The sequence below is a fragment of the Streptomyces sp. NBC_00872 genome, from assembly GCF_045161915.1.
Classification (GTDB): domain Bacteria; phylum Actinomycetota; class Actinomycetes; order Streptomycetales; family Streptomycetaceae; genus Streptomyces.
The window spans coordinates 3,434,257-3,457,703 of record NZ_CP108806.1 but is presented as its reverse complement, the minus strand read 5'-3'; the positions used below and the strand labels follow the sequence as shown (position 1 = coordinate 3,457,703).

17 protein-coding genes are annotated in these 23,447 nt (G+C 69.6%); 11 read left to right on the top strand and 6 right to left on the bottom strand.

From position 1 onward, the window contains the following. Positions 1 to 37: 37 nt before the first annotated feature. Together OG214_RS14610 and OG214_RS14605 are read left to right on the top strand one after the other, a co-directional pair. Entirely contained in the window at positions 38 to 1,114 is a 1,077-nt protein-coding gene (locus OG214_RS14610) for an ATP-binding cassette domain-containing protein (protein ID WP_405984980.1), read from the top strand. Further along, entirely contained in the window at positions 1,111 to 1,962 is an 852-nt protein-coding gene (locus OG214_RS14605) for an ABC transporter permease (RefSeq protein WP_405984979.1), read from the top strand. The genes OG214_RS14610 and OG214_RS14605 overlap by 4 nt, the downstream gene beginning before the upstream one ends. Positions 1,963 to 2,085: 123 nt before the next feature. On the opposite strand, the gene greA is transcribed toward OG214_RS14605, so the two are convergent. Then, positions 2,086 to 2,583, bottom strand: coding sequence for a transcription elongation factor GreA (gene greA / locus OG214_RS14600; protein WP_363081455.1), 498 nt, complete (start codon positions 2,581 to 2,583; stop codon positions 2,086 to 2,088). A gap of 272 nt (positions 2,584 to 2,855) precedes the next feature. Further along, on the bottom strand, positions 2,856 to 3,257 hold the full coding sequence (locus OG214_RS14595; protein WP_363081454.1) for a DUF4307 domain-containing protein: 402 nt from the start codon (positions 3,255 to 3,257) through the stop codon (positions 2,856 to 2,858). 97 nt (positions 3,258 to 3,354) lie between these two features. Between OG214_RS14595 and mca the strand changes: the two genes are divergently transcribed. Then, the gene (gene mca / locus OG214_RS14590; protein ID WP_363081453.1) at positions 3,355 to 4,236 is read left to right on the top strand and encodes a mycothiol conjugate amidase Mca; all 882 of its coding nucleotides are present in this window, start codon (positions 3,355 to 3,357) and stop codon (positions 4,234 to 4,236) included. Then, complete coding sequence (locus OG214_RS14585) at positions 4,229 to 4,468, top strand: hypothetical protein (RefSeq protein WP_405984978.1); 240 nt, start codon at positions 4,229 to 4,231, stop codon at positions 4,466 to 4,468. Before mca ends, OG214_RS14585 begins: the two co-directional genes overlap by 8 nt. A 185-nt stretch (positions 4,469 to 4,653) precedes the next feature. Here the strand turns inward: OG214_RS14585 and OG214_RS14580 are convergent, their stop codons facing one another. The 3 genes from OG214_RS14580 to OG214_RS14570 form a co-directional block, all read right to left on the bottom strand. Further along, positions 4,654 to 5,073, bottom strand: a complete 420-nt coding sequence (locus OG214_RS14580) for a hypothetical protein (protein ID WP_363081451.1) — start codon at positions 5,071 to 5,073, stop codon at positions 4,654 to 4,656. Positions 5,074 to 5,286: 213 nt separating this feature from the next. After that, positions 5,287 to 5,694: a PIN domain-containing protein gene (locus OG214_RS14575; RefSeq protein ID WP_405984977.1), complete on the bottom strand. Its 408-nt coding sequence runs from the start codon at positions 5,692 to 5,694 to the stop codon at positions 5,287 to 5,289. After that, positions 5,691 to 5,963 carry a hypothetical protein gene (locus OG214_RS14570; protein WP_363081448.1) on the bottom strand — a complete coding sequence of 91 codons (273 nt, stop codon included), beginning with the start codon at positions 5,961 to 5,963 and terminating at the stop codon, positions 5,691 to 5,693. Before OG214_RS14570 ends, OG214_RS14575 begins: the two co-directional genes overlap by 4 nt. A 188-nt stretch (positions 5,964 to 6,151) precedes the next feature. On the opposite strand from OG214_RS14570, the gene OG214_RS14565 reads away from it, so the two are divergent. The 7 genes from OG214_RS14565 to OG214_RS14535 all read left to right on the top strand — a co-directional run bounded on the left by OG214_RS14565 (position 6,152) and on the right by OG214_RS14535 (position 22,355). Next, a complete protein-coding gene (locus OG214_RS14565; RefSeq protein ID WP_405984976.1) occupies positions 6,152 to 9,598 on the top strand; it encodes an AAA domain-containing protein in 3,447 nt (1,148 codons plus the stop codon). A gap of 65 nt (positions 9,599 to 9,663) precedes the next feature. Beyond that, positions 9,664 to 11,715: a thioredoxin domain-containing protein gene (locus tag OG214_RS14560; protein ID WP_363081444.1), complete on the top strand. Its 2,052-nt coding sequence runs from the start codon at positions 9,664 to 9,666 to the stop codon at positions 11,713 to 11,715. Positions 11,716 to 11,920: 205 nt separating this feature from the next. Further along, on the top strand, positions 11,921 to 13,177 hold the full coding sequence (locus OG214_RS14555; protein ID WP_363081443.1) for a glycosyltransferase: 1,257 nt from the start codon (positions 11,921 to 11,923) through the stop codon (positions 13,175 to 13,177). Beyond that, positions 13,174 to 15,051 carry an ArnT family glycosyltransferase gene (locus tag OG214_RS14550; RefSeq protein ID WP_405984975.1) on the top strand — a complete coding sequence of 626 codons (1,878 nt, stop codon included), beginning with the start codon at positions 13,174 to 13,176 and terminating at the stop codon, positions 15,049 to 15,051. The genes OG214_RS14555 and OG214_RS14550 overlap by 4 nt, the downstream gene beginning before the upstream one ends. Further along, entirely contained in the window at positions 15,048 to 16,370 is a 1,323-nt protein-coding gene (locus tag OG214_RS14545; protein ID WP_405984974.1) for a glycosyltransferase, read from the top strand. Before OG214_RS14550 ends, OG214_RS14545 begins: the two co-directional genes overlap by 4 nt. Then, positions 16,358 to 19,063: a galactose oxidase-like domain-containing protein gene (locus OG214_RS14540; protein WP_405984973.1), complete on the top strand. Its 2,706-nt coding sequence runs from the start codon at positions 16,358 to 16,360 to the stop codon at positions 19,061 to 19,063. The genes OG214_RS14545 and OG214_RS14540 overlap by 13 nt, the downstream gene beginning before the upstream one ends. Positions 19,064 to 19,499: 436 nt before the next feature. Next, positions 19,500 to 22,355 carry an ADP-ribosyltransferase gene (locus tag OG214_RS14535; RefSeq protein WP_405984972.1) on the top strand — a complete coding sequence of 952 codons (2,856 nt, stop codon included), beginning with the start codon at positions 19,500 to 19,502 and terminating at the stop codon, positions 22,353 to 22,355. 196 nt (positions 22,356 to 22,551) lie between these two features. Here the strand turns inward: OG214_RS14535 and OG214_RS14530 are convergent, their stop codons facing one another. Continuing rightward, positions 22,552 to 23,286: a hypothetical protein gene (locus OG214_RS14530; protein WP_405984971.1), complete on the bottom strand. Its 735-nt coding sequence runs from the start codon at positions 23,284 to 23,286 to the stop codon at positions 22,552 to 22,554. Between the last annotated feature and the right edge of the window lie 161 nt (positions 23,287 to 23,447).

Genomic DNA, 23,447 nt, shown 5'->3' with positions numbered 1-23,447 from the left:
AGCAGAAGCACCGACAGCGATCCACTGGAGAAACTTCATGCCAGGCGCCATCTACGCCGAAGGCCTGGTGAAGACCTTCGGCGATGTAAGGGCTCTGGACGGCGTCGATCTCGATGTTCCCGAAGGCACGGTCCTGGGGCTCCTCGGACCCAACGGCGCCGGCAAGACCACCGCCGTGCGGGTACTGACCACCCTGCTCCAGCCCGACAGCGGCAAGGCCGTGGTCGCGGGCATCGACGTCCTCAAGCACCCCAACGAGGTCCGCCGCTCCATCGGCCTCTCCGGCCAGTTCGCGGCGGTCGACGAGTATCTGACCGGCCGCGAGAATCTGCGGATGGTCGGCCAGCTCTACCAGATGAGTTCCCGGGCGGCGAAGGCCCGCGCGGACGAGCTGCTGGAGCGCTTCAATCTCTCCGAGGCGGCGGACCGCACCGCGAAGACCTACTCCGGCGGTATGCGCCGCCGGCTCGACCTCGCCGCCGCGCTCGTCGTCTCCCCGCCCGTGATGTTCATGGACGAACCGACGACCGGCCTCGACCCGCGCAACCGGCAGCAGCTCTGGGGGATCATCCAGGAGCTGGTGGCCGGCGGTACGACCCTGCTGCTCACCACGCAGTATCTGGAGGAGGCCGACCATCTGGCCCATGACATCTGTGTCGTGGACCACGGCCGGGTCATCGCCCGTGGCACCGCCGACCAGCTCAAGGCCCGTACGGGCGGTGAGCGCGTCGAGGTCGTCGTGCACGAGCGCGACCTGATCGGCACCGCGCGCACCGTGCTCGCGGCATTCGGCAAGGGCGGCGAGACGACGGTCACGGTCGACGAGCACACCCGCAAGCTGACGGTCCCGGTCACCGGTGGCGCCAAGCTGCTCGCCGAGGTCATCAGGGAGCTGGACACCCGCGGGGTCGAGATCGACGACATCGGTCTGCGCCGCCCCACCCTCGACGACGTCTTCATCTCCCTGACCGGGCACGCGGCCGAGGACGCGGTGACCGACGGCGAGGAGAACCCCGGCACCGCCGGATCCGCCGGAACCACCGGAACCACCGGCACCGGCAGGGCCGCCAAGGCGGCCAAGAGCGTCACGACCACGAAGGAGGCCGGGAAGTGACCGTCACCACGGAAGCCGCACCGACCGCGGCCCCTCGCCCGCGCGGCGGGATCGTCCAGTCGGCCACCGACTCGCTGGTCGTCGCCCGCCGCAATCTGATCCGGATGACCAGGATTCCCGAGGTCGTCCTCTTCGGGCTCATCCAGCCGATCATGTTCGTGGTGATGTTCAGCTATGTGTTCGGCGGCTCACTCCAGGTGGGCGGCAGCGTCGACGCCGATGTCTACCGCAACTTCCTGATGGCCGGGATCTTCGCCCAGACCGTGACCTTCGCCACGGCGGGCGCGGGCGCCGGAATCGCCGACGACATGCACAAGGGCCTCATCGACCGGTTCCGCTCGCTGCCCATGGCGCGTGGCGCGGTCCTCACCGGCCGTACGCTCGCCGACCTGGTGCAGACCGCGCTCACCGTGGTGGTGCTCGCGGTCGTCGCCGTGCTCGTCGGCTGGCGCATCAACGAGGGTGTGCCGAAGGCGCTCGGCGCGTTCGGGCTGCTGCTCCTGCTCGGTTACGCCTTCTCCTGGATCGGCGCGCTGATCGGGCTGTCCGTCCGTACCCCGGAGGCCGCCACCTCGGGCGGGCTGATCTGGCTCTTCCCGGTGACCTTCATCTCGAACGCCTTCGTGGACACCAGCGGGATGACGGCGTGGCTGCGGCACATCGCCGAGTGGAATCCGTTCAGCGCGACGGTGCAGGCCTGCCGGGTGCTGTTCGGCAACCCGGGGGTCTCGGAGTCCACGGCCTGGCCCATGGAGCATCCGGTCCTGGCCTCGTTGATCTGGTCGGTGCTGATCATCGTGGTGTTCCGGACGCTGGCGGTACGGAAATACCGCTCGGCGACGGCCTGAGGACCTGAGGGCCTGAGGTCCCTGCCGTCTGAGACGACGCGTACGCCGTACGGAAACAGCCCCCGGCTCTCATGGGCCGGGGGCTGTTGTGGCGCTCAGGCCTGGTGCCTCAGGCCTGGTGCCTCAGCCCTGGTACGGCTTGGCGTCCAGGATCTTCACGGAGGCCTTCTTGCCGTTGGGCAGTTCGTACTCCGCGGTGTCGCCGACCTTCTTGCCCTTGACACCGCTGCCCAGCGGGGACTGCGGCGAGTAGGTCTCGATCTCCGAGCTGGCGTACTCGCGGGAGGCCAGCAGGAAGTCCAGGGTGTCGTCGGGATCACCGTCGAAGGCGATCGTCACGACCATGCCGGGCTCGACGACGCCGTCGTCCGCGGGGGCCTCGCCGACCTTCGCGTTCTGCAGGAGCTGGGTGAGCTGGCGTACCCGGAGCTCCTGCTTGCCCTGCTCCTCCTTGGCCGCGTGGTACCCGCCGTTCTCCCGGAGGTCGCCCTCCTCACGGGCCGCCGCGATCTTCATGGCGATCTCGGTGCGGGCGGGACCAGACAGGTACTCCAGCTCGGCCTTGAGCTGGTTGTACGCCTCCTGGGTGAGCCAGGTGACGTTTTCGCTGGTCTGGGTCACAGGTGCTCCTCGTAGGTACCGGGAATACAAAGCAACGCCCTACCCAGAAGAATGTTTCCTTCTCGGTCGGGCGAAACCACGAGCCTAACAATTTCGTGGCGCGAGGGGGAGGACGAAAGCCATCAGAATTACGTCGGCGCAGGTCAGCGCCGAGACGCGGGGCGGGACACACGGCGGGTCCGGTGCCCGGGGAGCCGGTCCGAGCGGAAGCAGTCCGCCACGGAATCGGTCCGGCGTGACGCCGAACCCGGTCCGACGTCGTGACGCGGAACTCAGTCCGACGTACAGTCCAGCAGCTCCGCGCTGGTCGCGGTCGCCGTCGTACGCACGGTGACGACCTGGTCGATCCTGGTCTCGCCGGGGCCGAAGCGCACGTCCTTGCGGCCCACCTCGGCGCCGTTCTCCGCGAGGGAGCGCAGCGTACAGCTCCCGCCGGCGTCCCGGTCCTTGCGGACCTCCAGATGGACCTCGACAGAGGTGGCGGAAACCACCTTGAACTTGATGAGTTCCCCGGAGACACTGCGATCGACCACATAGTGATAGCCGAACCAGCCGATCAGGGCGATCACCACGGCGCCGAGGACGGCGCCGACGATCCGCAGCCGGTGGTCCGCGTGCTCGTCCGCCGAGCGGCCGTAACGACCGGGGGGAAGCTGCTCGCGCACCACAGCCATGATCGTCCCTTTCCGCGTCGGGCGGCCGGAATTTCCGCCCCCGGGTATCCGTCACTATAGAAGCCGTCCGATGCGACGAATCACTGAGGATCGAGTCTTGACTGAGCAGCTACGGCTGATGGCCGTTCACGCCCACCCCGACGACGAGTCGAGCAAGGGCGCGGCCACCATGGCCAAGTACGTGTCCGAGGGGGTGGACGTGCTGGTCGTGACCTGCACGGGTGGCGAGCGCGGCTCCATCCTCAACCCCAAGCTCCAGGGTGACGCCTATATCGAGGAGCACATCCACGAGGTCCGTAAGAAGGAGATGGAGGAGGCGCGCCAGATCCTCGGCGTCGAGCAGGAGTGGCTGGGCTATGTCGACTCCGGGCTGCCCGAGGGCGACCCGCTGCCGCCGCTGCCCGAGGGCTGCTTCGCGCTGGAGGACGTCGACGAGGCGGCCGGCCGGCTGGTGCGGCTGATCCGCTCGTTCCGGCCGCAGGTCATCACGACGTACGACGAGAACGGCGGGTATCCGCACCCCGACCACATCATGACCCACAAGATCTCGATGGTGGCGTTCGAGGCGGCGGCGGACAAGGAGAAGTACCCGGAGGACGAGTTCGGTCCGGTCTGGCAGCCGCAGAAGCTCTACTACAACCAGGGCTTCAACCGGCCGCGTACGGTCGCGCTGCACGAGGCGCTGCTGGCGCGCGGTCTTGAGTCGCCGTACGGGGACTGGCTCAAGCGCTGGAAGGAGTTCGAGCGCGACGAGCGGACGCTGACCACGCACGTCCCGTGCGCGGACTTCTACGAGATCCGGGACAAGGCGCTGATCGCGCACGCCACGCAGATCGACCCCGACGGGGGCTGGTTCCGGGTGCCGATGGACATCCAGCGCGAGGTCTGGCCGACCGAGGAGTACGAGCTGGCGAAGTCCCACGTCGATACGTCCCTCCCCGAGAGCGACCTCTTCGCGGGCATCCGCGACAATGCCTGATATGTATGCGACCCAGGCAATGACGCACATGCTTCCGCTCGCCAAGGAGCTGGACGAGAACAAGGTGACGCCCGGTGTGCTCGGGTTCATCGTGTTCGCGGTGATGGCGGGCGGCGTGTGGCTGCTGATGAAGTCGATGAACCGTCACATGAGCATGGTCAACTTCGAGGAGACCCCGGAGCCGGAGAAGACCCCGGCCGCGGCTCCGCCGAAGACGCCGCACGGCGAGTAGCGCGTCTGCCGCCGACCGGCCGCCCCGAGGGGCGGCCGGGGTCCCTCGGCGTCCGGGCGGGGGACGCCCGGGTCTCGTGCGCGGGCCGTACGAGCGCAACGTATGCGGGACGTACGAACAAGGGCCCTTCCGCCGTGCGACCGGTACCGCTCGCGCGTACGCGAATGGTCACGCCGACCGTATGGTCACGCCGGCCAGGCGGTGACGATGTCCCGGGGGCCCCAGAGCAGCCCGACACGGTCCGGGGTGATACCGGCCGTCGCTCCGGAGCGGGTGGCGACGACGAGACCGGCGGTGCCCGGGGTGAAGCCGGGCACCCGCACCGCGCCCTGTTCCAGCGTGGCGAGGTCGTGCTGGTCGAACGGGGTGGCCAGCCATTTGACGGAGCCGGCGAAGAACAGCGATCCGGCCACGGGCGCGCGGTCCGCGCCGATCAGGTCGATCTCCGGGCTGAACCGCCGGTTCCACCAGCCTCCGACCGCCTCGGTCTCCGGCCAGAGGAAGTCTCCCTCCGTCGCGGCCAGTTCGAGCGACTCGCGGATCAGCGGTTCCACGGCGGCGCGCACCAACAACCGCTCGGCTTCGGCCCGGTGGCTCTCCCGCATAAGCGCCCCCCTCCGCAAGCACTGGGTGGAGGGACATTGTCCTGTGCGCGGCCTGCGAACGCGAGGGGAGCTCGCCGACCGCCCCGGATCACCTCGCACCCGCCGTCGCCGTCCCCCCGGCCGGGGCGAGCGGGATGTGCCGGTGCTGCTGAGTGCCGGGTGAAGCAGTTGTCACTGGTGCCACTGAACTCGCAAACCGAGTGGTCCGCGGCCTCACACCTCTCTGATGATCACGCGGTCTCCGCAAAGCTTCGACCAGTCGTCACGGTCGGAGGTCAGGACGATCACGGGGGCCGGGGCTCGGAGCGCGAGCGCGGCGACGAGAGCGTCGATGGCGTACTTGTGTCCGTGCAGCCCACCTGCGTCCCGAAGTAGCGTCACTGCGGTCAGGGAGTCTTCCTGGCTGACTTGTTCCACCCGCAGCCGGGAGAGCACCCACTTCAAGCGCGCCAGATCGGTCTTCACCTGTGCTGCTTCAACGATGGTCAGCACGGACAAGAGGACGGGGACTCCGGCCTGCCGGGATACCTCGATGCGAGCTGCCATCCTGCGGTCGTTGCGCAGGAGCAGGGAGAGTGCCTCGGAGTCGAGCACCAGAGAGCGGGCCGGCTGCTCCTTCACGCAGCGCCCCGTTCGATCTCCCGGGCATTCTCTTCCCCGAAGAGTTCGCGACGAGCGGCTTCGATCTCCTGCTCCGTGAGCGCGCCGTGTTCCTCTTCGTGTGACGTGACGATCTCGGCGAGCCCGTCCATGGCGAGCTGGTGCCTGACAGCCTCGGTGATGTAGCTGGACAGCCCGCGACGACCTGTTCGAGAGCGGAGCTCAGTGATCAGCTCTGTAGGCATGGACACGGAAATGTTTTCGGTGGTCCCGGCTCTCGTTGGCTTCATTCTCTCAGTGTAAGACAGCATCTATTACAACGTGAGGATTTTTGGTTCTGGCGGTTGCCCGCATTGACAAGAGGTTGACAGGGGAGGTGCTCGGCCGCAGGCACACGGCGGGAGCGATCGTGGGATAGTCGACGGAACCGACGTTGTTGAGTCCAGGTGGGCCAGGCGGGGGAACATTGGCGCAATGGATGGAGCAGCTGGTCCAGGCAGTGGACGAGGTGCTGGCCGGTGAGGGCCGCATCGGCGGTCGCGCGGAATCTCCGAGGCACACGCGGGTCGGGGACGTGCACCACTTGGAGGACGGCTGGTACGGGCTGCCCACCTACGCGAGCCGGATCGACCCGGACGACCTTCAGGACATGCGGCTGGCGACCGGGGCAGGGCCCGACGATCGGCGGGGTCGGTCGTTCACCGTCCTCGGCTGGCGGGTCGAGTCGGAGCGGGTCCGACTTCAGGTGGCGGCCCACGCACCGCGGAGCGGATTGGCGCTGTGGGCGGTGCGGCGCCCGCCCGATTTCCTGCTTCGCTCGCTGCGCGAAGCGCTGGCGGCCTTGCCGGACACCGGACTCGCGGAGCGGCTGGTCGGCGGCCGGATCGACGCGGTTGCGCCCGCGGAGGCCTCGGCCTGCGGCGGTGTTCTGAAAGGCGGCCAGGCACAGGCATATCTGGCCTGCACATCTCCGGGCCTGCGACTGGTCTGGGGGCCGCCCGGCACCGGGAAGACGACCGTGCTGACCCGAGCGTTGAGCGACCTGGCTCTGCGGGGCAAGCGCGTTCTGCTGGTCTCCGGCACCAACGTGGCGGTGGACAACGCGTTGGAGGGCGTGCTCAAGGGCCGTTCGTCGCTGCCGCCTGGGTTGATGGTCCGGGTCGGCTCTCCCGCGCTCCGCCACGTCGCCGAGGACCCGCGGGTTTCGCTGCCCCTGCTGGTGCGGGCAAGGGTGGCGGAGGCCGAGCGGGCAGTGGAAGGAATCGCCGAGCAACTCGCCTCCCTGGCAAGCGAACCAACGCTGACCGAACTGCGTGAGACGGAGACCCGACTCGCCGGTTTCGATCCCGACACATACGAGCAGGCCAAGACACGTCTTGCCCACGGTGTCCTGGTGGAGCGCCTCGCGACCGAACTGGAGGCGGCCGAAGCAGGCGAGGCGGATGCTCGGATCCGGAGCGGTCATGCCTCCAGGGAGCATCAGGGGGCTCGGGGGCGTTGGGAGAGCTGGGCGCGGCAGCGGGCCCTGCTGGAACAGGTGGCGCAGTGGCTGTCCGAGATCGAGAAGGGGGAGGAGAGCCTGCGGCAGCTGCGGGCGGCGCTGATCGACGCCGAGGCCGCGCTGGCCGCTCTGGACACGGAGGAACGTGGACTTGACGGGCGGGGCCGCCTGCGGACCAGACGGCGGCGTGGCGAGATCCAGCGCGAACGAGCTGAGCAGATCCAACGTCGGGTTGCCCTCCAGCAGCAGGTCGTCCATGCCGCTCAGACCTACTCCGCCCACCACGATGTTTTGCGTCGGCGTATCGCCCGTGCGCAAGCTGAGGCGCATCCCGTAGATGAGACCGCGCTGCGCCTGCAACGGGCCCTGATCGATTCAACCGCCATGGCCCAGGCCAAGGTGGACCGGGATCTCACGCTCGCTCAGCAGACGGCGGAGGCAGCCGGACACCGGCTGCGGACGGCCCAGCAGGACCACCGTCCCCAGCCCGGGGACGCCGATCTGGTGGCGACCTCCGATCGCGCCGGACTCCCTCGGCTGGCTGTCCGGCTCCGCGCATTGCAGGCCTCCTGCGCCGGACTGCTCTCCAGGCAGGGCGAGTTGGAGCGTGAACACGAGCGGCTCGTGCGGGAGCTGGCGCGTCGGCGCTCCCAGGCCGAGCCCGAGCTGATCCGCGGGGCGAGCGTGGTGGCCACTACGCTCGCCCGGCTGCGGCTCAACCGGACCGTGGCCGAAGGGCCTTATGACGTCGTACTGGTTGACGAGGCCGGTGCCGCCTTGCTGCCCGAACTGATCGTCGCGGTCGCCAAGGCCAAGGAGACCGTCGTCCTGTTCGGCGACTTCTGCCAACTCGGCCCGGTCATGCCCAAGCGTGTGCCGAAGCAGCCGGAGCTGGAGCGGTGGATCCGCATGGACTGCTTCGAGCTGGTGGGCATCCGCACACCCGCCGACGCTCTGTCGCACCCCGGCTGCGCGGCGCTGCTCACCACACACCGTTTCGGACCCGACACCACCGATCTGGTCAATCGGATCGCCTACGGCGGCACACTCAGGTCGGCCCGTCCGGTGAGGGACCGTGCCCTCGACCCGGAGATCATCCTGGTCACCACCGACGGGCTCGGTGAGGGAGATGACGGAATCGCCGCCGTGCGACGGGCACCGGGCGGAACGGGCCGCTGGTGGGTGGCCGGCAGTCTGCTGGCAACCGCGTTGGCAGAGCGCCACCACGACGAGGGCGAGAGCGTCGGTATCGTCACGCCGTACAAGGTGCAGGCCCAGGTGACGCACGACTGGCTCCACGACCAGGGCCGCCTCTTCCGTACCCCCGTGGTGGAGGTGGGTACGGCGCACCGCTTCCAGGGCCGGGAGTTCGACGTGGTCATCCTGGACCTGGTGGAGGACGGCGTGCTTCCAGGATGGGCTGCTGCCGGGGACTTCAAGGACGCGCGGCCCTTCCCCAGGGACGGGGCCCGACTCTTCAACGTGGGTGCTACGCGGGCCCGCCAACGTGTCTACGTGCTCGCGGCCTGGGACGCCCTGGCCAGAGCGGCGAGCGGAACGGTACTGGCCCAGTTGCGGGATATGGCCAGAACGGAACCCGAGGCACTGGTGCGCGGCGTCCGTTCCGATCAACTCCTCGGTCTGTCCGCCGGCGAGTCGCCGGGGTTGAACCCGTTGCAGCAGGAGATCTGGCAGGCGTTCGAAGGCCATGTTCGGTACTCCGCCATCCACGACGAGGACACCTACTTTCCCGACGCCCTCGATGCCATCGACCAGGCCCGCCACAGCATCTGGCTCTGGTCCCCCTGGTACACCAAGCGCATGTGGGAGGTTCTCCCGCGGCTTCACGACGCGCGCCGCCGGGGTGTGCGGATCCACCTCTTCGTCACCAACGAGAGCGACAGCCTGCTGCAGCGCCAGCTGGCGAATCCGGCAACCGCGGCCGACGCCGCGCGTCGGCTGCCCGAACTCAAGGCGGTGGCCGACACCGTGGTGGAGATCAAGGACATGCACCAGAAGATCCTGGTGATCGACGAGCAGCTCTGCTTCCTCGGCAGCCTGAACACCTTGTCCCACGCAGCCGGCGGTCGGGGCCGGCGGGAGATCATGGTCCCGTTCCGGGGACGTCGCTTCGCCCGTCATATCCTTGACCACGAGAACGCCGACCTGCTGCTCCACCCGCCCATCTGCCCCGACCACGGAGCCCAGGCCGAACTGCGCAAGTACACGATCCCGTTCAAGCAGCGCCCTGCAAGGTCCCGGCAGACAACCAGCCACCCGGCGCAGCGCTACTTCGTCTGGGCCTGTCCCGCGCGCACGACCGCGGTCGGACCCGACGGCACGACCAGCACCGCCGGCTGCAACCGACGGAAGGCTCTGCGCCCTGACGAAGCCGGGTACCTGGGAAACCAGCCGCCCCTGTAGCGAACAAGCGGACGGAGGCGCGCGGGTTCCACGGCCGGGGTCGGGCCTTGTGAGAGGCTGGATCCGTGAATCGGTTGGTTGGTGCGACCTCGCCTTATCTGCTTCAGCACGCTGACAATCCGGTCGACTGGTGGCCATGGGGACCGGAGGCTTTCGAGGAAGCACGGCGGCGTGATGTGCCCGTTCTGCTGTCGGTCGGCTACTCGGCGTGTCACTGGTGTCATGTGATGGCGCACGAGAGCTTCGAGGACACCACGACCGCGAAGTACATGAACCGGCACTTCGTCTGCGTCAAGGTGGACCGCGAGGAGCGGCCCGATGTCGACGCCGTCTATATGGAGGCCGTGCAGGCCGCCACCGGGCAGGGCGGGTGGCCCATGACGGTGTTTCTGACGGGGGACGGGGAGCCCTTCTACTTCGGTACGTACTTCCCGCCCGCGCCCCGGCACGGCATGGCGTCCTTCCCGCAGGTCCTGGAGGGTGTCAGCGCCGCGTGGACCGACCGGCGCGAGGAGGTCGCGGAGGTCGCGGGGCGGATCGTACGGGAGCTGTCCGGGCGGTCGCTCGCGCACGGCGGCGGGGAAGGGGTGCCGGGGGAGGCGGAGCTGTCGCAGGCGCTGCTCGGGCTGACCCGGGAGTACGACGCGCGGCACGGCGGGTTCGGCGGGGCGCCCAAGTTCCCGCCGTCGATGGTGGTGGAGTTCCTGCTGCGCCACCACGCCCGTACCGGCGCCGAGGGCGCGCTCCAGATGGCGGCCGACACCTGTGAGGCGATGGCGCGAGGCGGGATCTACGACCAGCTCGGCGGCGGGTTCGCGCGGTATTCGGTCGACCGTGAGTGGACCGTGCCCCACTTCGAGAAGATGCTCTACGACAACGCGCTGCTGTGCCGGGTCTACGCCCATCTGTGGCGGGCCACCGGATCCGATCTGGCCCGGCGGGTCGCGGTGGAGACCGCGGACTTCCTCGTACGCGAACTGCGCACCGACGAGGGCGGGTTCGCCTCCGCGCTGGACGCGGACAGCGACGACGGCACCGGACGGCATGCCGAGGGCGCCTACTACGTCTGGACCCCGGAGCAGCTGCGCGAGGTGCTGGGCGGGCCGGACGCCGAGTTCGCCGCCCAGTACTACGGGGTGACCGACGAGGGCACCTTCGAAGAGGGCGCGGAGGGCGCCTCGGTGCTCCAACTCCCGCAGGGCGGCGGGATGGTGGACGCCGCGCGGGTCGAGTCCGTACGGACCCGGCTGCTCGCCGCGCGTGAGGAGCGGCCCCGGCCCGGCCGGGACGACAAGATCGTGGCCGCCTGGAACGGGCTCGCGATCGCCGCGCTGGCCGAGACCGGCGCCTACTTCGACCGGCCGGATCTGGTGGAGCGGGCCACGGAGGCCGCCGATCTGCTGGTGCGGGTGCATCTGGGTGACACGCCCGGCACCGCGCGCCTCGTCCGTACCTCCAAGGACGGCAGGTCCGGTGCGCACGCCGGGGTGCTGGAGGACTACGGGGATGTGGCCGAGGGGTTTCTGGCGCTCGCCGCGGTCACCGGCGAGGGAACCTGGCTGGAATTCGCCGGATTCCTGCTGGACATTGTGCTCGACCGATTCGTCGCGGAGGACGGCGCGCTGTTCGATACCGCCGACGACGCCGAACAGTTGATCCGCAGGCCCCAGGATCCGACCGACAACGCGACGCCGTCCGGCTGGACCGCCGCCGCCGGAGCCCTGCTCTCCTATGCCGCGCACACCGGCTCCGAACCCCATCGCGCCGCCGCCGAAGGGGCGTTGGGCGTGGTGAAGTCGCTGGCACCGCGCGCCCCGCGCTTCATCGGCTGGGGGCTCGCGGTCGCCGAGGCGCTGCTCGACGGGCCGCGCGAGATCGCCGTCGTCGGGCCGGAAGAGGACCCCGCGGCACGGGAGTTGCACCGTACGGCACTGCTCGCGACGGCACCCGGCGCGGTCGTGGCGTCCGGCCCCGCGGACGGCGACGGGTTCCCGCTGCTGACGGACCGTCCGCTGGTCGGCGGGCGGTCCGCCGCGTATGTCTGCCGGCGGTTCGTATGCACCGCTCCCACAACCGAAGTCGGCGTCCTGCGTGCCGAGTTGGGCGTGTTCGAGTGATCTGTGGCTGATTTACGACGTGCGGTGAATCGGCCGGAAACGCAGTATTCATCTAATCACCCCCCCGACCGTCACAGGTCGGCCCTATTGTCTTCACAAGAGGCACAACAGGTGCGCATGGGGGACCTGCGCACGAGGGGGATGACGGGTGCGCCTGCGGCCAGGGGGGCCTTGCCGCGGTCCACCCGGGCCGAGGGGGGCCGTGTTGCTCACGTCTGTGTTCATTGCTGCCGTTTCACTGGCGCTTTTCTGGATGGCCGCGTTCACGCTCTGGTGGCAGATGCATGCCTGGCGTACACCGGAGACGCTGGCCTCGACCAAGTTCGCACCGCCCGACGGGGGCCGCGAGGGATCGTTCTCCCTGCTCCTGCCCGCCCGCCATGAGCAGGCGGTGCTGGAGCACACGATCGAGCGGCTGCTCCAGTCCAGCCACACCGACTTCGAGATCATCGTCATCGTCGGACACGACGACCCGGAGACCGCCGAGGTCGCCGAGCGGGCCGCGGCCCGTGACCCGGACCGGGTCAGGGTCGTCGTCGACACCCACGAGGCGAAGAACAAACCCAAGGCGCTCAACACCGCGCTGCCGCACTGCACCGGCGAGGTCGTCGGGGTCTTCGACGCCGAGGACCAGGTCCACCCCGAACTGCTGACCCATGTGGACCACGCCTTCCGCTCCACCGGCGCCGATGTCGTCCAGGGCGGCGTCCAGCTCATCAACTTCCATTCGAGCTGGTACAGCCTGCGCAACTGCCTGGAGTACTTCTTCTGGTTCCGCAGCAGACTGCATCTGCACGCCCAGAAGGGCTTCATCCCGCTCGGCGGCAACACCGTCTTCGTACGGACCGAGGTGCTGCGCAAGGCCGGCGGCTGGGACCCGAACTGCCTGGCCGAGGACTGCGATCTCGGCGTACGGCTCTCCAGCGTCGGCAAGAAGGTCGTCGTCGCGTACGACTCGGACATGGTGACCCGCGAGGAGACCCCCGGCTCACTGATGTCCCTGCTCAAACAGCGCACCCGGTGGAACCAGGGCTTCCTTCAGGTCTACCGCAAGAAGGACTGGAAGCAACTGCCCACGCCAGGACAGCGGATGCTCGCCCGCTACACCCTGATGACCCCGTTCCTCCAGGCGTTCACCGGAGTGATCATCCCGCTGAACGTGGGGATCGCGCTCTTCCTGGACGTATCGGTGACGATCGCCTTCATCACCTTCCTGCCACTGGTCACCGCGATGGTGACCTTTGTCTTCGAGGTGGTCGGGCTGCATGACTTCGGCAAGCAGTACGGACTCCGCGTCCGGCTCACGCACTATCTGAAGCTCGTCGTCGGCGGCCCCTTCTACCAGGTGCTTCTCGCCGGCGCGGCGATCCGTGCCGTCTGGCGCGAGCAGCGGGGACGCAGCGACTGGGAGCTGACCAGTCATGTCGGCGCGCATCTCATCCGAGAGGACGTCCACGCGTGACCTCCACCCTCCCCGTGGTGACGACCGATCAGAGAACGGCCGTCCCCACGCAGCCGAACGATGCCCCGGACACGGACGAACGGGCCGGACACAAGCGGGCCGGACACAAGCAGCCCAGACACAAGCGGGCGAACGGCGAGCGGGGCCCGGGGACCCCGGACGAGGCCGACGGACGGACGGGCGGCAACAGACGGCTCACGGTCCGGCCGGTGGTGCGCTTCCGCGGCTCCCGCCCCGATCTGCTGCTGTGCGGTGTGCTCCTCGTCGCGATCCTGCTGGTCCAGGGCTGGAACATCCAGCACTATCCGACGCTCAGCGACGACGAGGGCACCTATCTCGCCCAGGCCTGGGCGGTCCAGGAGGGCAACGGTCTCGCCCACTACACCTACTGGTACGACCATCCGCCGCTCGGCTGGATGCAGATCGCCTTTCTGACCTGGCTGCCCTCGCTCCTCTCGCCCGAGTCGATGACCGTCGCCCCGATGCGGTTCGCGATGCTGCTGGTCAGCGCGGCCAGCGCGGTGTTCCTGTACGTACTGGCCCGGCGGCTGTGGCTGCCGCGCTGGGCCGCGGGACTGGCGATGGTCCTCTTCGGGCTCTCCCCGCTCTCCGTGGTGCTCCAGCGGGAGATCTTCCTCGACAACATCGCCGTGATGTGGATGCTGCTGGCGTTCTGTCTGGCGGCCTCGCCGCACCGTCATCTCTGGCACCACTTCGCGGCCGGGATCGCCGCCGCCGTCGGTGTGCTCACCAAGGAGACGATGCTCGTCATCCTGCCGGCGCTGCTGGTGACGATGTGGCGGTTCAGCCACCGTGACACCCGGAAGTTCGCCCTCACCGGCGCGATCACCGCCTGTGCGCTGATCGGGCTCTTCTATCCGCTGTTCGCCCTGCTCAAGGGCGAGCTGGTGCCGGGCGGCGGACATGTCTCGCTCTGGGACGGCATCACGTACCAGATGAGCCGGCCCGGCTCCGGCTTCATCCTCGACGCCGGCAGCGGCTCGTACGGGGTGCTCCAGTCCTGGCTCTACTACGACCGGGTGCTGCCGCTGGGCGGTGTCGCCGGTGCCGTCCTGCTGATGGTGACCCTGCGCTGGTCGGTCACCGCGCGGGCGCTCGCGGGCCCCGCGCTCGCCGTGGTGATCCTCACCGCCGTCGCCATGCGTCCCTCCGGCTATCTGCCCGCGATGTATGTCATCCAGGCGCTGCCCTTCCTGGCGCTGGTGCTGGCGGGCGGCGCGGCGAGCGTCACCCATGCCGTGCTGCGCAGACGGCGCGGGAGCGGGGAGAGCCGGAAGCTGACCGTCGTGCGCTGGACGGCGCTGGCGGCCCTGGCCGCGACCGCCGCCGTGTACGCGGCGCCCCGCTGGTACGACGGCAACCGCACCGCCCTGACCGCCGACGCCAACGCCCCCTACCGGGCCGCCGCCTCCTGGATGGCCACGGAGGTCCCCGACCCGTCCCGGGCCCGGGTGCTGGTCGACGACGCGCTCTGGCTGGACCTCGTACACGCCGGATACGAGCCGGGCCTCGGCGCGATCTGGTTCTACAAGGCCGATCTCGACCCGGCCGTCACCGAGACCATGCCCCGCGGCTGGCGCGACCTGGACTATGTGGTCGCCTCCCCGACCGTACGGCGCGACGCGCGCGACCTGCCCAATGTGCGGGACGCGCTGACCCATTCGGACACCGTCGCCGTCTTCGGCGAGGGCGAGGACCGGATCGAGATCCGCCGGATCGCGGCCACGCCCACGGCTACGACCACGGACACGGCTACAGCTACAGCTTCGGACACGGCTACGACCACGGCTACGGACACGACCACGGCTACGGACACGACCACGGCCACGAAGAGCACGGGAGGCGCACGATGAGCATTCTTCCGCCCACCGGCGCCGGCGCGCTCGGCGAGCCCGAACTCGAAGCCACGGCCGTGGCCGAGCCGGGAGCCGTCACCGTCATCATCCCGACCTTCAACGAGTCGGGAAACGTCAGGGAGTTGCTGCGGCAGCTCACCGACGCCGTACCGGCCAGACTGCCCTGTGAGGTGATCTTCGTCGACGACTCGACGGACGACACCCCCGAGGTCATCGTGTCGGCCGCGCAGGACTGCCCGTTCCCCGTCGAGGTGATCCACCGGCAGACCCCCGAGGGCGGGCTCGGCGGAGCCGTCGTCGAGGGTCTGCGGGCCGCGGGCTCCGACTGGATCGTCGTCATGGACGCCGACCTCCAGCATCCGCCCGCCCTTGTCCCCGATCTGGTCGCGGCCGGTGAGCGGGAGCGCGCCGATCTCGTCGTCGCCAGCCGCTACATCAGCGGCGGCAGCCGGGCCGGACTGGCCGGCGGCTACCGGGTCGCGGTCTCCCGCGCGGCGACCTGGCTGGCCAAGGGGCTCTTCCCGGCCAGGCTGCGCGGGATCAGCGACCCGATGAGCGGGTTCTTCGCGATCCGGCGCTCGGCGGTCACCGCGGAGGCGCTGCGTCCGCTCGGCTACAAGATCCTGCTGGAGCTGGCGGTACGCTGCCGGCCCGAGCAGCCCGCCGAGGTGCCGTTCGTCTTCCGGGACCGGTTCGCGGGCGAGTCCAAGTCCTCGGCCAGGGAAGGGCTGCGCTTCCTGCGCCATCTCGTGGAGCTGCGGACGGCCTCGCCGTTCGCCAGGATGGCCGCCTTCGGACTGATCGGCCTCACCGGCTTCGTACCGAATCTGCTCGCGCTGTACGGGCTGACGGTGGCCGGGCTGCACTATCTGCCGGCCGAGGTGCTGGCCAACCAGTTCGGCGTGGCGTGGAACTTCCTTCTGATCGAGACGCTGCTCTTCCGCAACAGGCGGGCGCACCGGCACTGGGCGGACCGCGTGGGCCGGTTCGCGCTGCTCGCCAACGCCGATCTGCTGCTGCGTATCCCGCTGATCGCGCTCTTCGTCTCCCAGCTCGGGATGGCGGTGCTGGCGGCGACCGCGCTGGCGCTGCTGGCGACGTTCGTACTGCGGTTCGTGGGGACGGAAGCGCTGGTGTATCTGCCGAAGCGGCAGCGGGTGCGGGGCGGGAATCGGGGGCAGCGGGGCAAGAGCCGTGCGGCGGCCGGGCGACGGGGCGGGCCCGTGGCCGACCGCGTCGCGGGTGCGGGTGCCGGTGCCGAGCGTATCGAGGGTGTCGAGATCATCGAGGGGGGAGCCGCCCGATGGGAGCACTGAGATTCGGACGAGGGCCGCGCGGGACGGGGAGTACGGGCACGTCGACCGGGGGTCCAGACGCGGGGAGTACGGGCGCGGGGGGTACGGGCACGGGGGGTACGGGCGCGTCCCCCGGCGTCACGGGCGCGGCGCGGGCGGCGAGCGGTTCGGCGCGCTCGGCCGGATCCGTACGTCCCTTCCGCCGCCCGCCCGCCCGGCGCAGCCGCAGGACCGCCCTGCTCGCCGTCGCCGCGCTCACCGGCGGACTGCTCCTCAGCACACAGCAGCCCGCGGCGGCCGGGGTGAACCTCGTCAAGAACCCCGGCTTCGAGACGGCCGGCGCGGGCGCCGGAGCGATGCCCTACTGCTGGGAACAGTCCGGCTGGGGCGACAACGACTTCAGTTTCGCGACCGTCGCCGACGCCCACTCCGGCACCAAGGCGCTCAAGGTCGAGCTGACCCGCCGGGTCGACGGCGACCGCAAGGCGCTGATCACCGAGTCCGTGGCGTGCGCGCCCGATGTGGTGCAGGACCGGCAGTACGACCTGTCGCTCTGGTACAAGTCGACCACCCCGGACGCGGCGATCACACTCTTCCGGCATGACACCACGGCCGGCTGGCAGTACTGGACCGATCTCAAGACCCTGGACCTGAGCGCCGGTTACCAGCGGGCGGAGGTCCGTACCCCGGTCGTCCCGCCCGGCACCGACCGGATCACCTGGGGTGTGTCGGTGTACGGCACGGGCAGTGTGACCAGCGACGACTACACCATGGAAGAGGTGGCACCGCCGCCCGCCGAGCCCGAGTGCACCGGGACCGCCCAGGAGTGCCTGGACGGCAGGTGGGAGGTCCTGCCGACGGAGAACCCCGTGCGCTCGATGCACTCGGTGGTGCTCAACAACGGCAAGGTGCTGCTGATCGCCGGGTCCGGCAACGACACGGACATGTTCGAGGCGGGCACGTTCACCTCCGCCGTCTACGACCCGGAGGACGGCTCGTACCGTACGGTCCCCACGCCCGACGACATGTTCTGCGCGGGCCATGTCCAGCTCTCCGACGGCCGGGTGCTGGTGATGAGCGGCAACAAGGGCTATCCGTCGGCGGACGGCACGGTCGGCTACCAGGGGTACAAGGACTCGTACATCTTCGATCCCGTCACCGAGACCTACAGCAAGACCAACGACATGAACGACGGGCACTGGTATCCGTCGGCCACGATCATGGGCAACGGCGATGTGCTGTCCTTCGGCGGGCTGCGCGAGGACTCCAGCGGATCGGTGACCGCCGAGCGCTGGTCCGCCGCGCAGAACCAGTGGCTGCCGACGTGGCAGGTCAACCAGACCTGGTCGTACTGGGGTCTGTACCCGTCGATGATCCTGATGCAGGACGGCCGGCTCTTCTACTCGGGCAGCCATGTCTTCGGCAACGGCACCCCGGGCACCGGCTCCTCGGTCTACGACTACGACGCCAACACGGTCACGGACGTGGCCGGGCTCCAGAACAAGGACGAGCGCGACCAGTCGGCGAGCGTGCTGCTGCCGCCCGCGCAGGACCAGCGGGTGCTGACCATCGGCGGCGGCAACATCGACTCCAACCCGGAGGCGAACCGGCTCACGGACCTGATCGATCTCAAGGAGCCCAACCCGACGTACACACCTGGTCCACCGCTGCCCCAGGGCACGGTCGACCTAGGCGCCGGTCCGCAGCCGCAGACCGGGGCGCAGGGCAAGATGTACGGCTCGGCGGTGCTGCTGCCCGACGGCACGGTCCTGGAGACCGGCGGCGCGCTGCACAACCGGGCGAATCCGGTCTACGAATCGTCGATCTTCGATCCGCGGACGGACACCTTCGATCCGGTGGCGGTGGACCCCGAGGCGCGCGGCTACCACTCCTCGGCGTTCCTGCTGCCCGACGGCCGGGTGATGACGACGGGCGACAACCCGGGCAACGGCACCTGGAACCACCAGGTGTCGCTGTACACCCCGCCGTATCTGCTCAAGGGGCCGCGCCCGGAGATCACCTCGCTGATCGACGACCAGTGGCTGTACGGGGACACCCAGCGGATCACGGTCGACCGGCCCATCGCCAAGGCGGAGCTGATCCGCCCGGCGGCGGTGACGCACTCGTCCGACCCCAACCAGCGGTTCGTGGACCTGCCGCTCACGGTGGACGGGAACAACGTCGATCTCAATGTGACGAGCAATCCGAATCTGGCGCCGCCCGGCTGGTACATGCTGTTCGCGGTCGACGCCAACGGCGTTCCCTCGGTGGCGGAGTGGGTGCACCTCGGGGGCCCGGAGACACTGGCGAAGCGGTCGGCGGGGGTGGCTGGGTCCGAGGCGTCGGCGGGGTCGGCAGGGTCTGCTGGGCGAGCGGGGTCTGCTGGGCCGGCGGGGTCGGCGCACGGGGCACATGTGCAGGACTTCGCGGGCGACCTGGCGAAGCCCGCCAAGAAGCCGGGGAAGAAGCGGACCTCGGCACCGGTGAGCCCGCGGATCGCCGGCTGCGACCGGCACTACGGCTCGGCGAACGTCTGCGTCCCCACGGTCTTTCCGGAGACGGTGAAGGCGACGACGAAGGCGCGCTGCGACTGGCTGGCGGAGAACGCGTACGGACGGCTGAAGGTCAACGGCAAGGACGACCCACTGCGTCTCGACCCGGACAAGGACGGCACGGCGTGCGGAAAGGGTGACGTACGACGGACCAGGGGCTGACGCCTCGAAGGGGCTGACGCCTCGAAGGGGCTGACGCCCCGTTCGGACCCGGGTGACGCGGCGCTGCGGCACCCGGGTTCCCGCGTTTCCAGGGACCTCCGCCCCCCGGCGCCTCCGGCGTTCCCTGGAGCCTCCGGCACTCCCCGGCGCCTCCGGTGCCTCCGGTGCCTCTCGTACTCGGTTGTGCCGGGGATTCGTCCATGTCTCTCCTCTCTTGCGCCGGGCGCAGGCTCGGTTGGGCCCCCGGGTTGGGTCTGTGGGCCCTACGGCTGGGCCTCGCCCGTACCTACGCTGACGGCGTAGGTGCCACGGCCGGACACCGTCGGCCGACGTTTTGAGCAGTGTGGTGGAAGGGTTTCCTATGTCCGACCCAGGGGCCTTGACGTTGCGGGGCGTCCCACCGCTGTCCGACGGGCGCAGGGAGTTGCCCCGGTCCTTGATCCTGACGCGGGCCCTGCTGTATCTGATGTTCGCCCTTACGCTGCTGGGCGGCGTCGGCATGCTGACCTCGCTGCTGGAACTGGGCGACCGTGTCACGCCGACGCTCACCCTGCTGGCGCTGTACGCGGTGGCGCCGGGCATCGCGGGTGTGGTTCTGGCGCAGCGCCTGTGGACCGGCGGCAAGGTGGTCTGGTTCGGGCTGACCGGTCTCCAGGCGTGGCTGCTGGTCGGCGGTGTCATCAATCTGTACGGGGGTTCGGAGCGCGGGATCAGCCAGATGGTGCTGCCCGGCGCTCTGCTGGTGCTGATCGGCGGTAGCCGCGCCTGGTTCGAACTCCCCCTGGAACTGCGGGCCGTGAAGCCGCGCCTCACCCCCGAGCGGTTCCGCAGGCACGCGATTCCCTCGCTCCAGCATCTGATCAGGTGGCGCCGGAACCGTGGCCAGACGTCGGTCGAGTACGTCGGCCTGATCGGCTTGGTCGCCCTCATCATCGGCGCGCTGCTCCTCACCGGAGTGGGAACCCAGGTCGCCGGTGGCCTCCAGGACGCGGTCTGCCGGATCCTCGGCGGCTCGTGCTCCACGGTGGTCGTGGGCGGCGGTGGCGGTGGCGGCGAGACGGCCGGTGGGGGTACGGGTGGTACGGGTGGTACGGGTGGTACGGGTGGTTCCGGCGGCGGTGACAACGGCGGCAGTACGACGGGTGGTTCGGGCGGCGACAGCGGCGGTGGCGCTGACGGCGGTGGCTCCGATGGCGGCAGCACCACGGGTGGTGGCGACGACGGGGGCGGCACCGGCGGTGGTACCGACGGTGGTACTGGTGGTGACGAGGACTCGGGCGGTACGTCGGGCAACGGCGGTTCGGGTAACGGTGGCTCGGACGGCGGCGGTACGGACGGCGGCGGTACGGATGGTGGGCGTGCCAACGGCGGTACCGACGGTGGTGGTTCCGACGGCGGTACGAGCGGAAGCGGCGGCAGCGATGGCGGTGGTACCGACGGCGGCGGCAGCACCGGCGGCGGTAACTCGGGTGGCGGCTCCGACGGAGGATCTGACGGAGGCGGTTCGGACGGCGGTGGCTCCAACGGTGGCGGCTCCAACGGCGGCTCCAGCAGCGGCGGGTCCGATGACGATGACGACGACGGCGACATAGGCGGAGCCGTCATCGGCGGCGGCACCAGCGGTAGCGGTGGCTCCAGCGGTGGTGGTTCAAACGGCGGTGGCTCCAACGGTGGTGGTTCGAATGGCGGCGGGAGCAACAGCGGTGGCTCCAGCGGCGGTGGGACCAATGGTGGCGGTTCCAGTGGCGGTGGCACCAGTGGCAGTGGTGGGTCCAGCGGTGGTGGCAGTAATAGCGGCGGATCAAGCGGTAGTGGAAGTAACGGCGGTGGGACCAGCGGAGGCGGTTCCAGTGGCGGTGGCACCAGTGGCAGTGGTGGGTCCAGCGGCGGCAGCAGCAATGGCGGCGGGTCCAGCGGCGGTGGCAGCACAGGCGGTGGCTCAACCGGCGGCGGTTCCAACGGCAGTAGTAGTAGCGGCGGTTCCAGCAGCGGAGGGTCCAGCAGCGGCGGCCTGATCAGCGGTGGTCTGATCAGTGGCGGCCTGATCAGCGGCGGAGGCTCAAGCGGTGGCGGTACCTCCGGCGGTTCGACCAGCGGAGGCTCCAGCAGCGGCGGTGGCACCACCGGTGCCCTCACCAGCGGTGGCAGCAGCGGCGGTGAGGACGATGACAAGAAGGACGACGACAAGGACGACGACAAGGACGACGAAGACCAGGACGACGACGAAGACGAGGACGAGCAAGACCCCTGCGGTGGCGGTGAAGGATCCGTCGCTTCTTCCATCGCCTCAGCGATCTCCTACTCCAGCGGTGTGACCTCAGGCGCGACCGGCGGTGTCCGCTTCGCGCTCGCCTCGGCCGATGTCAGTACGGGCACGGGCACCCGGAGTGCCGCCACCGCCGGCTTCTCGCTCGCGGCCCCCGGCCCCGGGAGCACCGCGGCCGAAGTCGAAGCCGCCATGCAGGCGATGGCCGCGGCCTCCCTCGCCGGTTTCGGTACGTATCAAGAGGCGGAGCAAGCGGTCCAGCAAGCCCTTGACTCCGAGCAGCAGCAGTCGAACCCCGAGATCGGCGGGAACGACAACCCGAGTGAACCCAACGTGGGCGGGCAGAACCCGGGTAACCCCCAGGTGGGCGGCGGGAGCCTCGGAGAGTGCTCCGACGCCAACCGGCCGATGGACCCGATGCGCGCGCTGGACGACATCCCGCCGTACCGCCCGGGACCGGGACGCAAGGCCTGGGCGCAGGAGGTCGAGGAAATCGCTCGCAAGAACCCCCTGACCAAGGACTTCACGGCCGAGGACGCGCTCATCATCGCCGACTACACCGGCTCCTGGTACGAGGACGCGAACAAGTTCCTGCGCGGCCAGCCGGTCTCCGGCAGCCGGGCCGGCAAGGTCGAGGAGTTCATCGAGAAGATGGACCGCGCGCTGGAGCATCTGCCGCCGGTCAGCACGACCGTCTACCGGGGCACGTTCATGCCGCGCGACATGCTCGACAGGTACGCCGCCGGCGAAGAGATCACCATGCCCGAGTACCTCAGCACGTCCACCGACATCAAGAAGGCCGAGGGCGCCGCCGCCAAGGCGAAGAGCAACGGCCGGGACGGCGAGTCGGTCCTCGTCCGCATCGAGACGGACAACGGCCGCAATGTCGACCCGCTGTCCCGTTACCGGGGCAAGGAGTCGGAGGTCGTCATCCCGCGCGACGGCAAGTTCACACAGACCGGTACGGAGACGACCATCATCAACGGCAAGGAGTACAAGGTCATCGTCCTGAAGCAGACGGGGTGAGCCACGCGCTCGGCTCTGTACGGCGGCCGGCCGGCCGCCGTACAAGAGCCATCGCACAGGCCCGATGCCCGCGCTGCCCGATGCCCGCGGCGCGCGGCCCGCGGCGCCCAACCGTCACACGTCCCACCGTCACACGTCCCGCCGTCACGCGTCCCGCCGTCACGACGCGTCTCACGGATCTGAAGGGCATCCGTGACTACGCCTGGATGACCTGCTCGGCGATGCCCTTCTTGATCGTCACCTCGACCTTGAGGGTGCCGTCCTTGGCGGCCATGTCGAGTTCCTCGGGGGTGCAGTTCTCCGCCTCCGGGGTCTCGGGGTCGCCGCAGATCTCGCCGCCCTGGATCAGGGTGTCGACCGCGACGAAGAAGGGGCGGCCGTCGACCTCAAGTTTTCCCGGTGCCAGATAGGTCAGCACGCCGGTGACCGTACCGTCCTCACGGTTGCCGGAGTTGGCCTCTTCCGCGCCGTCCTCCCCGGACGGGGTCTCGGGGGAGATCTTCTGGAGGACCTTGACGGCTACGCCCTTCTCGATGGTCACCTCGGCGGTGTGGTTGCCGTTCTTGGCGGCCATGTCGAGTTCCTCGGGGGTGCAGTTCTCCATCTCCGGGGTCTCGGGGTCGCCGCAGATCTCGCCGCCCTGGATCAGGGCGTCCGCCGCGACGAAGAAGGGGCGGCCGTCGACCTCAAGTTTTCCCGGTGCCAGATAGGTCAGCACGCCGGTGACCGTACCGTCCTCGCGGTTGTCGGCACTGGCCTCTTCAGCCCCGTCCTTCGCACCGTCCTCCGCGCCGGCACCGGCAGTGGCCTCCGCACTGGAAGCGGCGTCGGAACCGGCGGGCTCGCAGGCGGTGAGGAACAGGCTGGTGGCGGCCAGGAGGCCGACGGCGGCCAGTGTGCGGGTGCGGGTGCGGGAGCGGCGGAGCGACATGTGGGTGCCCTTTCGGCGGTGCGTTCGTCTTGGTCTTGACCTGTCAAACGCACTTCGGGGCGAGGCGGTTTACCGATCGGCGCCACTGTTGCACGCCCATGATCAACCGTGGGTATCTGTTACAGACGAACGCGCTTCGTTCACCGTGATCTCGCCTCGGA